The organism is Peptostreptococcus faecalis, assembly GCF_900240845.1.
GTDB classification, from domain to species: domain Bacteria; phylum Bacillota; class Clostridia; order Peptostreptococcales; family Peptostreptococcaceae; genus Peptostreptococcus; species Peptostreptococcus faecalis.
On the sequence record NZ_OERU01000005.1, the window covers coordinates 43,071 to 55,624 of the forward strand.

The 12,554-nt window shown below is 33.2% G+C and carries 10 protein-coding genes and 1 riboswitch; all 10 genes read right to left on the reverse strand.

Features of this window, described 5'->3' with window-relative positions; genetic code table 11:
• Positions 1-59 precede the first annotated feature (59 nt).
• The 10 genes from C0982_RS07860 to C0982_RS07905 all read right to left on the reverse strand — a co-directional run bounded on the left by C0982_RS07860 (position 60) and on the right by C0982_RS07905 (position 12,325).
• Complete coding sequence (locus tag C0982_RS07860) at positions 60-674, reverse strand: ECF transporter S component (protein ID WP_101773686.1); 615 nt, start codon at positions 672-674, stop codon at positions 60-62.
• Between the two features lie 89 nt (positions 675-763).
• Positions 764-875, reverse strand: a riboswitch (FMN riboswitch).
• 118 nt (positions 876-993) lie between these two features.
• On the reverse strand, positions 994-3,156 hold the full coding sequence (locus C0982_RS07865) for a Tex family protein (protein ID WP_101773687.1): 2,163 nt from the start codon (positions 3,154-3,156) through the stop codon (positions 994-996).
• Positions 3,157-3,187: 31 nt separating this feature from the next.
• Positions 3,188-4,304, reverse strand: a protein-coding gene (gene prfB / locus C0982_RS07870) for a peptide chain release factor 2 (RefSeq protein ID WP_101773688.1) whose coding sequence is annotated in 2 segments (ribosomal slippage) — positions 3,188-4,228 and positions 4,230-4,304 — 1,116 coding nt in all. Because the reading frame shifts where the segments join, the coding sequence is not laid out codon by codon here.
• Between the two features lie 364 nt (positions 4,305-4,668).
• The gene (locus C0982_RS07875) at positions 4,669-5,667 is read right to left on the reverse strand and encodes a D-2-hydroxyacid dehydrogenase (protein WP_101773689.1); all 999 of its coding nucleotides are present in this window, start codon (positions 5,665-5,667) and stop codon (positions 4,669-4,671) included.
• 60 nt (positions 5,668-5,727) lie between these two features.
• Positions 5,728-6,738 carry an electron transfer flavoprotein subunit alpha/FixB family protein gene (locus C0982_RS07880; RefSeq protein ID WP_101773690.1) on the reverse strand — a complete coding sequence of 337 codons (1,011 nt, stop codon included), beginning with the start codon at positions 6,736-6,738 and terminating at the stop codon, positions 5,728-5,730.
• Between the two features lie 26 nt (positions 6,739-6,764).
• Complete coding sequence (gene etfB, locus C0982_RS07885) at positions 6,765-7,550, reverse strand: electron transfer flavoprotein subunit beta (protein WP_101773691.1); 786 nt, start codon at positions 7,548-7,550, stop codon at positions 6,765-6,767.
• Positions 7,551-7,566: 16 nt separating this feature from the next.
• Entirely contained in the window at positions 7,567-8,709 is a 1,143-nt protein-coding gene (acdB, locus tag C0982_RS07890) for a putative isocaproyl-CoA dehydrogenase AcdB (protein ID WP_101773692.1), read from the reverse strand.
• A gap of 24 nt (positions 8,710-8,733) precedes the next feature.
• Positions 8,734-9,858 (reverse strand): 2-hydroxyacyl-CoA dehydratase subunit D, encoded by a 1,125-nt coding sequence (locus C0982_RS07895; RefSeq protein ID WP_101773693.1) that lies wholly within the window; start codon positions 9,856-9,858, stop codon positions 8,734-8,736.
• The gene (hadB, locus tag C0982_RS07900; RefSeq protein ID WP_101773694.1) at positions 9,858-11,081 is read right to left on the reverse strand and encodes a (R)-2-hydroxyisocaproyl-CoA dehydratase subunit alpha; all 1,224 of its coding nucleotides are present in this window, start codon (positions 11,079-11,081) and stop codon (positions 9,858-9,860) included. The genes C0982_RS07895 and hadB overlap by 1 nt, the downstream gene beginning before the upstream one ends.
• 26 nt (positions 11,082-11,107) lie before the next feature.
• Positions 11,108-12,325: a CaiB/BaiF CoA transferase family protein gene (locus tag C0982_RS07905; protein ID WP_101773695.1), complete on the reverse strand. Its 1,218-nt coding sequence runs from the start codon at positions 12,323-12,325 to the stop codon at positions 11,108-11,110.
• Positions 12,326-12,554 lie beyond the last annotated feature (229 nt).

The following is a 12,554-nucleotide window of genomic DNA, read 5'->3' on the forward strand; positions in this document are numbered from 1 at the left end:
TTATCCATATTCTTTATAGTTTCTTAATACATCATATTTATTTTCTTAATTTCACTAAATTATTTAGATATAAGTTTTTCTAGTTTTTTATAAAAAGGAATCGACATTAAAGATAATAATATTCCCTTTATCAAGTTAAATGGTGCAATAAACCAAATTACAAATGATAATAGATCGTTTATATTTGGATTTACAGCTTTCCCCATACCTAAAATAGCATCCATACCCATCAATTGTCCATAAAATGGAAGCAAGAAGAAATAATTAACCAATGATCCTATTACGACCATTGAAATAGTAGCAGTAAATAAGCTTATTATAAGCCCTTTTAAGCTCTTGTTTTTTCTGTATATCATTGACATAGTCACTACAAATGAACTTCCGACCACTATGTTAGCCAGCTCACCTACTCCACCAGTTGTTGTGACTGTTATTCCGTGAAGAAAGTTTTTTATTACCTCTACAACAAAACCAGCAAAAGGCCCCATTGAAAGACCAGCAATTACTGCAGGTATATCTGAAATATCAATCTTTAGAAATGCAGGAAATAATCCTGGTATTGGCATTTCAACAAACATCAACACAAATGATATCGCTGAAAGCAGCGATACTTTCACCAAAGAGCTTGTTGATATTTTCTTTTTTTTCATACTAATTGCACTAACTTTTTCCATTTCTTCCTCCTTTTTTTCGAGGGTAAATATAAAAAAACCTGGAGATATATTTCTCCAGGATTAAATTCAACTGTAATTATAAATTACAATCATCTCTTCTCTCATCCAGACTTTACTGTCGGCTTTGGAATCACACCAAATCAGCTTTCGCTCGCGGGCTATACCGCCGGTAGGGACTTTCACCCTCCCCCGAAGATTAATAATATTATTTAACTAACACTATTATAATACGTAAGTTATATTGTTGTCAATATATACTCAAACTATTTTTTAGTTTCTTAAATTTCAATAAATTATGACAAATTTATATTTTTTTAAACTACTTTTCTATATCTTGCTTTACATTTTTCATTGAAAGAGAAACTCTACCTTTTTCGACATCGATCTCTATTACTTTCACATTTACTACATCGCCTACACTCAAAAGATCTGACGGATTTTTAACTCTTTTATTAGATATTTGAGATATATGTATTAATCCATCATTTTTAATTCCTATATCTACAAATGCTCCAAAATCAACAACGTTTCTAACTGTACCAGTAAGTATCATATCAACTTCCAAGTCTTCTATTTTCATTACATCAGTCTTTAAGACAGGTTTTATACCACTATCTCTAATATCTCTTCCCGGTTTTTTTATTTCTTCAATTATATCTTTAAGAGTAGCTTCCCCTACTTCTGAATCAGTAGATAGCTTTGATAATCCATATTCTTTTACTCTAGAATCTATATCTGATAATTTACCTTCTGATACATCATCAATACTGTATCCAAGTAGAGTAAGTGCCTTTTCACAGGCTTCATAACTTTCTGGATGTACACCCGTATTATCTAGAGGATTTTTTGAATTTTGAATTCTTATAAATCCAGCAGACTGTTTAAATGCTGCGGGTCCTAATCTCTTGACTTTTTTAAGTTCTTGTATTCCAGAAAATTCTCCATTTTCATCTCTGTATGCCACTATATTTTTTGCAACACTGCTAGATATTCCTGATAGATGCTCCAAAAGTGAATATGATGCTGTATTCACATCTATTCCAATTTTGTTTACAGAGTCTTCTACCACTCCATCTAATACCTCTGAAAGTCTTTTTTCATTTACATCATGCTGATATTGACCTACACCTATGCTCTTAGGATCTATTTTTACAAGTTCAGCCATAGGGTCTTGTAATCTTCTAGCAATAGAAACTGCACCTCTAATAGAAACATTTATATCAGGGAGTTCTTCGTTTGCAAGTTTTGACGCCGAATATACAGAGGCACCTGCTTCATTTACAATTACGTAGCTTACTTTTCTATCAATTTCTGAAATCATTTCTGCTACAAATTTTTCAGACTCTCTAGATGCAGTACCATTACCTATAGATATTATATCTACTTCGTACTTTTCTATCATACTTTTCAGTATTTTTTTTGATTCTTCTACCTTATTTTGAGGTTTAGTAGGATAAACTGTTGTAAAATCTAAAAGCTTTCCATTTTTATCGACTACAGCTATTTTACATCCTGTTCTATAAGCTGGATCAAATCCCATTACTACAACGTCTTTTATAGGTGGCTGTAGTAGAAGTCCATTTAGATTTTTACCAAATACTTTAATAGCTCTTTCTTGTCCAATTTCTGTTAGATGATTTCTAATTTCTCTTTCAATAGAAGGATAAATTAGTCTTTTATACGCATCCACAGCTACTTCTCTAATCAACTCTTCATTTCCTTGGTTTTGGGCATTTATATATTGATCCGCTATGTAATCTATCATACCTTCATCATCTATTGTTATTTTTACTGTTAAAACGCCTTCTTTTTCACCTCTATTTATTGCTAATACTCTGTGAGGTAATATGTCCTTTACCCTTTCAGAAAAATCATAGTACATTCTGTACACAGAATCTTCCTCTGACTTTGCCTTAGATGAAACTATACCTCTTTGTAAGGCTTCATTTCTTATTTTTTTTCTTATTTGTGCATCATCACTCATCAGTTCAGCCAATATATCTTTTGCACCTGAAACAGCTATATCTATGTCATCAATACCTTTTTCAGAATCGATAAATTTCTCCGCTTCTTTTAATATATCAATATTTTTTGATAAAAGTATCATGTGTGAAAGCAGCTCTAACCCTCTTTCTCTTGCTATAGTTGCTCTAGTTCTTTTTTTCTGCTTGAAAGGTGCATATATATCTTCCGCCTCTTGAAGAGTTTTAGCTTTTTTTAGGTTCTCTTCTATTTCTGCTGTCAATTTACCTTGTTCATCAATAAGCCTAATTATATCTTCTTTTCTCGCTTCTAGATTTCTTAGATACATTAATCTTTCATGAAATTCTCTAAGTTGTACGTCACTTAGCTCTCCTGTCATTTCTTTTCTATACCTAGCTATAAACGGAATAGTATTTCCTTCATCTATTAATTTTATGGTGTTATCAACTTGGTTCTTTCTGAGACCCATTTCTGAAATCAAAATCTCATTAATTCCCATAATTTTCCCCCTTAATTTCAAAATATTGATATTATTTTATATTCTGCTCTAAGGATGAATACATAAACTTATCTAAATCTCCATCCATTACAGCATCTACATTAGTGTGTTCAGTGTTTGTTCTGTGATCTTTGACCAATTTATATGGTTGAAAAACATATGATCTTATCTGGCTACCCCAAGTAATTTGAGAGTATTGACCTTGTATGTCTTCTATTTTTTCTTTGTTTTCTTCTTCCTTTAATTGGATGAGTTTTGCTGTAAGAAGCTTCATTGCAACCTCTCTGTTCATATGTTGACTTCTTTCATTTTGACACTGGACTACCACTCCAGTAGGAATATGCGTGATTCTGACTGCTGAATCGGTAGTATTGACGTGTTGTCCACCTGCACCAGAAGCTCTATACGTATCAATCTTCAAATCAGATTGATTAACTTCCACTTCAATATCGTCATCTAACTCGGGAGTTATATCCACAGATGCAAATGATGTGTGCCTCTTGCCAGAAGAGTCAAATGGTGACATTCTTATCAACCTGTGAACACCTTTTTCATTTTTCAAATATCCATATGCGTTATCACCCTTTACCAAAATCGTAGCGGTCTTTATACCAGCTGCAGGATCTGATATTAAGTCTAACAAAACAACTTTAAAACCTTTGTCTTCTGACCACCTTATATACATTCTAAGCAGCATTTGGGCCCAATCTTGAGCTTCAAGACCGCCAGTTCCTGGATTAATAGAAAGTATTGCATTATTAAAATCGTACTCACCATTGAACAACAAAGTAAATGTCATATTTTCTAAATGCTGTTTAGTTTTACTAATTTGATTAATTATCGAAGTCTCAATTTCATCAACTTCTTGTGGGTCATTTTCCTCTTCTCCCAATTGTATCAATATTTCTATTTCTTCTGTAGATAATAACAGATGTTCATATTCTTCTAGTAAATCCGTTATCTTTTTATTTTCTTTAAGTATTTTATTAGCATTTTCGGTATTATCCCAAAAATTCTGTTCTTCCATCATTGTATTTATTTCCGTTTTTTTTGACTTTAGACTATCCAAGTCAAAGGGAAACACCTAACTCTCCTACTTTTGACACGATGCTTTCAAGCTCGGCCTTATACTCTTGAATTTTAATCATTTTCTTCCTCCATAACTAAAGCTCTCAAATTTTCTATGATTTATTATTAAATTATTTGCATTTTTAATTATACCATTAAAATCCACTCACTACGAACTTAATTATTAAAACTAAATTTTTATAATTGTTATTCTTTTTAAAATATTTAAAAATATAGTTTAATATAAAAATACACGCCATCACATTTGTGAGTGGCGTGTACTTTCTATCTTTATGTCAAAATTTTAAGAAGGTCATATTTACTTATCACCCTATGGTGAAAAAACATTATTTAATGTCAATTTATAGCATTTCATATTTAGCAATAACTATAATACTTTTATATACTATATTTTAGTTTATACCTTATTTCCATCTTTTTAAACTACATGTTCATACAGTTTTCAATAGTTCCTGTTTCGATGCTGTTTTTGATATTGTTCAAAGCAGTTGATACCATATTATCTACAGCTGTTTCAGTGAAGAATGCAAAGTGTCCTGTAAGTACAACATTGTCCATTTCCATCAACTTTTCTACACAAGTACCTTTTATTTTTTCAAGATCAATATTCTGGTTTACATATAAAGTTTCGCACTCTAGTACGTCTATACCAGCTCCAGCTATTCTATTTTCTTCAAGAGCTTCTATAATATCATCTATGTTTACAAGAGCTCCTCTACCTGTATTGATTACTATTGCATCTTTCTTCAAAAGCTTTATGTTGTCTTTATTGATTAGGTGATATGTACTATCTACTAATGGTAAGTGAAGAGAGATAACATCTGCTTCTTTTAGTAAATCATCTAGATTATCTCTGTATTCAAGAACACCTTCTGCATCTGGATTTTTTATCTGATCGTATCCGATTACCTTAGCTCCTAGCCCCTTGAATAATTTTGCAGCTGTTACACCTATTCTTCCTGTTCCTATGATACCAACAACACAACTTCTAATTTCTTTTGAAATAAGATCTTTATTCCATGTGAAATCGCCTTTTTTCATAGCTGTCTCGATGTGTTTAACATTTCTTAAAAGCTGCATTGCATGTGATACAGCTAATTCTGCAATAGCATTTGGAGAATATCTAGGTACATTAGTTATTGCTACTCCATATTTTTTTGCAGTTTCAAGGTCAAACATGTCAACACCAGCTGTTCTTGAAGCTATTTGATTTAATCCAAAATCTTTCATTGTCTTAAATATTTCTTCATCATTTACAGGTATAACTTGTTGAGTAGTGATTCCGTCAAATCCCTTAGCTTCTGCTATAGATTCTGCAGTTATCAATCCTTTATTTATAACAACTTCTATATTATTATCGTTAGACCATTTTTCTATTGCCTTTACTTCATACGGTTGAACATGATACGCCAAAATTCTCATTTTCTCCTCCTAAACAAACACATATAATATTTTTCCAAATTAATATAAATTGTATATTTTTTATTCTATTGAATCAATAGAACTGATTATTTCTGGTATTACCTTGTATAAATCTCCTACTATTCCGTAGTCAGCTACGTTAAATATTGGAGCGTCTGGATCTGAGTTAATTGCAACTATAATATCTGATTCCTTCATACCTGCTAAATGCTGTATTGCACCTGATATACCACAAGCTATGTAAAGGTTTGGTTTTACAGTTACACCAGTCTGCCCAACCTGATGTGCTCTATCTATCCATCCTGAATCTACAGCTGCTCTTGATGAACCTACTACTCCGCCTAATTTATCTGCTAATTCTTCTATTAGCTTAAATCCGTCGGCAGTCTTTAATCCTAGTCCACCAGATACTATTATGTTTGCATCTGTTAGAGATACTTTTTCATGAGCAGATTTCACAACTTCTAAAACCTTAGTTCTGATGTCTGATTCTTTTAGATCATAGTCAAGTCTTACAACTTCACCTTCTCTAGTAGTATCTTTTTTAGCTTTGTCCATTACACCTGGTCTAACTGTTGACATCTGAGGTCTAGAGTCTGGACATATAATTGTAGCCATTATATTCCCACCAAATGCTGGTCTTGTCTGTTTTATCTTTCCGTCTTCTTCATCAATTTCTAGTTTAGTACAGTCTGCTGTAAGACCAGTATTTAATCTAGAAGCTATTCTAGGTGCTAAATCTCTACCTATGTGAGTTGCTCCTAAAAGCATTATTTCTGGTTTTATTTCATTTACAGCGTCAACTATAACTTTTGTGTACGCGTCAGTAGTGAAGTTTTCTAATAAATCACCTTCTGCAACGTATACAGTTTCAGCTCCATATGAAATTAATTCAGGAATTAAATGCTCTATATTATTTCCTACTAGTATTGCATTTAGCTTCTTTCCTTTTACGTCTGCTAATTTTCTTCCTTCTCCCAGTAATTCTATAACAACTGGTGTTAATGTTCCTTGTCTCTGTTCAGCAAAGACCCATATGTCGTTGTACTGATTTATATCCTGTCTCTCCATAATATTATTCTCCCCAAAACCGATGACTATATTATATGTACTTGCTTTAATTCCGCTACTAATTTAGATGCAACTTCTTTTTCAGTTCCTTCAAGTATTACACCCTTGCCTTTTACTTCTGGTGTAAATGATTTGAATACTCTAGTTGGAGAAGCTTTTAATCCAACTTCAGTAGTTGTAATATCAACATCATTTATTGTCATAAAAGGAATTTCTTTTTTATATGCATCAAATATCTTATCTATATACATATGTCTTGGCTCATTAAGCTCTTTAACTGCTGTTAATAGAACAGGCATTTCAACTTCAATTAGTTCATATCCATCTTCTAGCTGTCTCTTAACTCTTAAAGTTTTTCCATTCATCTCTAAATCTTCTACGTATGTAACCTGTGGAATTCCAAGTTTTTCAGATATCTGAGGTCCAACCTGAGCAGTATCTCCATCTATTGCTTGTCTTCCTGCTAATATTAAGTCGTAGTTTCCTATTTTCTTAATTGCAGCAGCTATTGCATTAGATGTAGCCCATGTGTCTGATCCACCAAAAGCTCTATCTGTAAGTAATATAGCATTATCAGCACCCATTGCTAAACATTCTCTCAACATCACATCTGCCTGTGGAGGCCCCATAGATAATACTGTGATTTCAACATTATCATATGTATCTTTTATTGTTAAAGCCTGCTCTAATGCGTTTGCATCATCAGGATTTAGTATACTTGGCACACCTTCTCTTATCAGTGTGTTCGTTTCTTTATCTATCTTAACTTCCGTTGTATCCGGTACTTGTTTTACACAAACTATGATCTTCAAAATCTACACCACCTTCTTATTTTAATACGTTTCCTGCTATTATCATTTGCTGAACTTGAGAAGTTCCTTCATATATAGGAAGTATTCTCGCATCACGGAATATTCTTTCAATTCTATAATCTTTAACATATCCGTATCCACCATGTAATTGTAGTGCTACGTATGCAACTTCATTTGCTACCTCAGCAGCGTAGTATTTTGCCATAGAAGACATTAAAGCTGGACTCTGTCCTTCATCCTTAAGCTGAGCCGCCTGGAAAACTAAAAGTCTTGCAGCTTCTATCTTAGTAGCCATTTCAGCTATTTTAAACTGAGTGTTCTGGAATTTAGAAATTGTCTTTCCAAACTGAACTCTTTCCTTAGTGTACTTAACTGCTTCGTCTAATGCACTTTGTGCAACACCTACAGCCTGCGCAGCAACACCTATTCTACCAGCTTCAAGAGTGTTCATCATTACGTTGAATCCCTTACCTTCTTTTCCTAGTAGATTTTCCTTAGGAACTTTAACGTTTTCAAATATTAAATCTGAAGTCCTAGTACCTCTGATTCCTAGTTTGTCTTCATGAGCACCAGCTGAGAAACCTTCCCAGTTTGATTCAACTATGAAAGTAGAAATCCCTCTAGTACCCTTACCTTTTTCTGTAACTGCAGATACTACTGCAAAGTCACAGAAAGGAGCATTTGTTATCCAGCATTTTCTACCGTTTAGTATGTAGTAATCACCTTCTAAATGTGCAGTTGTCTGTGTAGCACCTGCATCAGATCCAGCACCTGGTTCAGTAAGACCAAATGCACCTACTTTAGTTCCTTCTGCAAGTGGCTTAAGGTATTTTTCTTTTTGTTCTTTTGTTCCAAAGTTTACAAGAGGTAGCGCCACTAGTGAAGCTCCTGCTGTTAAGAATGTACCACAAGATGCATCAGCTCTTGATAATTCTTCCATAATTATTGCATAAGATACATAATCTGCTCCTGCTCCACCAAATTCTCTAGGAACTATCGGGCAAGAAAATTTATATCTAGAAAGTTTTTCCATAAACTCTTTAGGCATCTCTTCGCCATATCTATCCATGTTTTCAGCTAAATCAGTATCATATAATTCACGCTGGCAAAAATCTTTTATAGACTTTTTTACTAATTCATGCTCTTTTTTAAATATCATCTTAAACCTCCAAAGTCTAATTTTTTACGCTAATATATCAGCAAAAGTTTGAATTCTTGTTCTTATTTGTTCTATACTTGTTGACTGTTGTTCTGTTTCAATGTATAAGTGAGGAATCTCTGCTCCATCTAAATCCATTTTTACAATTGGATAATCATATTCTTCTGGGTCACAGAATTTCATCATAGCGTAAACTACACCATCTAAATCCAATCTCTTAACATTTTCAACAATCATTTTTCCTCTCTTCTTATATGGATCATAAGCAAGAGTACATCCTTCGATGTTAGACCACTGTCTAGCCAATCTTTCAAGTGCATTGTCACCATCAGGTACAGGAGTCATAAATTGTCTACTTTCCTGAGCTGTATTGTCATACGCAACTGCTATATTGTTGCTTTCAAATACATCTAATATTTCCTTAGAATCAAGTATTATTCCTGTTACTAAAACTTTCTTTCCAGTAAAGTTTTCTTTTGGCATAGCCTTAAGTGTTTTGTTTAATTCTTTCACTAATTCAGTGTGATCTTCTTTTTTCATGAAGTGACCACTCTTAATTACACAGTTTCTTATATAAGGAGTAATTGTATTTAAATAATCAGGAACTAATTCTACAAATTCTCTCATTACAGCTCTGTGCTCATTGTATATATCTATACTTTTAGCCATGCTTTCTTCTGTTATTTCATGACCACATATATCTTCTAGTTTCTTTTTTACACCTTCAAATTCAGTTATTAGGTAGTCTACACCGGCTTGTATTTTTCTATTCTGAGGGTAAACAAAAGGTATCATTGGAATTGAAGTAACTCCAGATTTCCAGTTTTGAGTCATACAAATCAATGTATCACACATACATGGAATTATTATTGCAGACAAACCATTGTAGCTTCCTCTTAATCCATATTCCATTATTGATTGCATTATTGAACATGCAAATGCAGGAAAATACTGGTTAGCACTTTCTAGTTCAACCTGTCCTCCCCAAATTCCCATTGGAATCATTCCAGATGCATGTACTATTTCTTCTGGAGTATAAACAGGAGCACAACCTACTACTTTATTTCCACTAGCTAAATAATCCTTCATCAATTGTTTTGGGTTATTTGCAGCATATTCAAATTTTGAAATTAATTCATTTAGAGCCATTATTGTTTTCCTCCTTTTGCCATATTTTCGTCCATTACTTCTACTAGACCTTCTACTCTTGTTTCAAACTGTGCTTCAGCAAAGTTTCTTGGATCGGCTTGATCTCCATCAAATCCAGCATATGGTATTTTTGTCTTTTCATAAACTCTTCTCTGCATTTCATACTGTATAAAGCTCATCAATTTACAACTTCTGTTCATATGATAAAGAGCTCCGTTACAATCTCCTTCGATAAGAGAGTTTACTCTGTACTCAACCATTTTTTCTATATTTACGTTGTTAAACATAGAACTGTATGCTCTTGCCATTCCATCTAGGTCATTTACTTCGTATTGTAATGCCCAAGCATGAGGATAAACACTACCAGTCATATTGACACCCTTTTTAGCCAAAGATTTCATCTTGTATCCTATGTATGGCCAGCAAGGTATTCCTTCCATCATTATTCTGTAGTTTTCTTCACCTCTAAATGAACTCGTTCCTTCTTTAGCATTTTCTTCTAAGTATTCTACTAGTAATTTAAATGCTTCTGTAGTCTCTTTCTTTCCTCTAGCACAAACGATTACTGCCATATATGTGAATAGATCAAAACCATTCATAGGAGATGGGAAATTTCCTTGTGGTAAACTCATTGAATATTTCCAAAGGTTACCGTTTTCTGAAGAAATTTTCATTACTTCTGTCAATCTTTCAGGATCGAATTTCTTTCCTGATATCTTTTCAAATTGTTTGATAGCTTCTTCAAATTGTCCTCTTAAATATTTAACTCTAGTGTCAGATACTTCATACTCGTAGTTGTATGTAGTGTCTATCATTATTAGAGGTATATCTAATTCTCTAGCTATATTTTCATACCATTTGATAACTTCGTTACATATATTGTTACAGCAGCATAAGAAATCTGGTTCTGGTATTGGTAATGCATCAGATCTTCCCTTTATTAGCACACCAAAGTTAGTTCTTGCATATGCACATAAATCATTTGAATATCCTTTATCTTCAGCTAATTCGCAAAGCTCTAAAGATTCTTTTTTAGCTGCAACTCCGGCTGCATGGTTTTCAGGATAACATAAATTTAAGTCAAAAATTTCTGCTAATTCCTGAGGAAATACAGATGTTGCCCAGCCTACAGGTCTACCTTCTTCTTTAGCTTTAAATGCGTTAGCATATTGTTCTGCGAGTAAATCATTTATAACTTTTCTTGCATCCTTCTTTTCTTCCATTTCCAACACCTCCAAAACTGTTTATTTTACAATCCTTTAACAATCCCCTTGTTCTTTAATTCTTCAAGTTCAACTGTTCTAATTCCAACACCATTTAATACTTCCTCTGTATGTTCACCTAACTTAGGAGCTCTAACATATTCTCCTCTAGGATTTTCTGTAAACATTACTGGAGTATTAAATATAACTCCTTCATTTCCGTTTTCGTAAGTATGCTTGATTAAATAATCGTTTGCCCAACACTGTTCATCATGTAATACATCATAAGGTGTTGCAAGTTTCTCGTATGGTATTCCAGCTCTCTGTAGTCTGTCAGCCCATTCTTCGAAAGGTTTTTTGATAAATTCTTCTTCCATCATTGTTACGAATTCTTCTATATAGTTAACTGCACTCTTTAATGTACTGTATTTGCTTCCTATTAGATCTGGTCTTTCTATTACCATGTTACAGAAATTAGGGAACCACTTATCATACTGGAAGAATGCTATCTGAATCCATGTACCATCTGAACACTTATAAGTAGTATTAAGTGGGTTAGGTGGTTGACGACGAGTTATTGGCATTTCGTAACCGTAGTGAGCAGCTGATACCATTATACCCATTCCGAATACTGCAGTATGGAACAATGAAACAGTAACTCTTTCACCTGCACCAGTTTCTTTTCTCTTATATAATGCAGAACAAATACCAGCAGCTAAACTCATTCCTGCATAGTGATCTCCAAGTCCTGCAACCGGGTTACAAGGAGAAGTTCCTTTTTCCATTAAACTCATTGCTACTCCACCTCTAGCAAAGTAAGCTGTATAGTCAAACGCTGGATTATCCTTAGCTGGACCCTTATCTCCATATCCTAGCAAGTGACCATATATAATGTGAGGAGCTCTCTTTTTAACTTCCTCGTAATTAAGTCCACTCTTATCAAGTGCTTTTTGTCTAGTATTAGTTAAAAAAACGTCTGCTTCTTCAAGAAGTTTGTAAATTACTTCTACACCTTCTTTTGTATTAGTATCAATTACTATATCTTTCTTACCAGCGTTTTCTATTTCAAACATTGGGTTTTCTTCTTCTGTAGCAGGGAAACACCACTGTATTCCTACTACTCTCATTGAGTCACCAAAAGTTGGCTCTATTTTAATTACTTCTGCCCCCCAGTCAGCAAGTAATCTTCCACAAATTGGTGCTGCAACAAAGTTTGCATACTCAATTACTCTTACACCTTCTAATGGCAATCCTGTTTTTGACATAACTCTACCTCCTAAAAATTTAATGATACTCTTTTGTATTAGAAGCACTTTTTACTTCTTGCCTATTATTAAGCAAACTGCGTGCCAAAAAAAATCTTTTTCAAAAAAAAATCTTTTATTTGTTCAAGTTAGCCTATTATTTAACATTTATGAAATTATATTTTTTTAAATTAAACATTTTTTTTTATTTTTTTATAATTTTTTTCGTTTTTTTAGATAAATATCACCT